Annotated in this window: 1 protein-coding gene; it reads right to left on the bottom strand. The window is 75.5% G+C overall.

Annotated elements, in window-relative coordinates; translation table 11 throughout:
• Positions 1-246 precede the first annotated feature (246 nt).
• A partial coding sequence (locus ND748_RS33420) for an NADPH-dependent FMN reductase (RefSeq protein ID WP_251750205.1) occupies positions 247-625 on the bottom strand: 379 nt, incomplete at its 5' end.

Here is a 625-nt window from a genome sequence, read left to right as displayed (position 1 = left end):
CGGGGGTCGGGCATCCCCGCCGGGGACGTCGGCCGGGCGCGGGTTGTCGAACTCGGCCACGGATCAGCCTTGCCGCCAGCGCCCGGCTCGGGCTGGCCGCCCGGGTGGGGCCAAGCTTCGCCGGCGGCTGGAGGGACTGATCGCTTCCTCCCGACCGTCGCTGGGGCGAATGCGCCCACGGCGGACGATATCGCACGCAGCGCGACCGCGATGTGACGGTCAGGCGAGGCGGGGTGGGCTGGACGGTCAGGCCGGTGCGGAGGCCGGGGGCGCGGAGTTCCGTGCCGCGAGATGGTCGGCAATCGCCTGCAGCGCGCCGACGAGTGCGGCCCGGACGGGCTCGTCGGACACCGTTCCATCGGCGGCGACAGCGTCGCGGGCCACCGGGATTGCCACGCACGCCGCCTCGATCACCTCGGCGGTGACGTAGCCCAGCACGGTGGTGAGCTCGGCCAGGGCGCCCAGGCCGCGGCCCGGGGCGGCGACGTTGATCCAGGCGGCGGGCTTGCCATAGAGGTCGCCGGTGCCGACCGTCCAGTCCAGCAGGTTCTTCAGGCTGCCGGGCAGCGCGCCCGCGTACTCCGGCGTGCAGAACAGCACCGCGTCGGCCGCGGCGAGCTGCGCC

The organism is Frankia sp. AiPs1 (assembly GCF_023716945.1).
Classification (GTDB): Bacteria; Actinomycetota; Actinomycetes; order Frankiales; family Frankiaceae; genus Frankia.
This window is presented reverse-complemented; position numbering and strand designations above follow the sequence as displayed.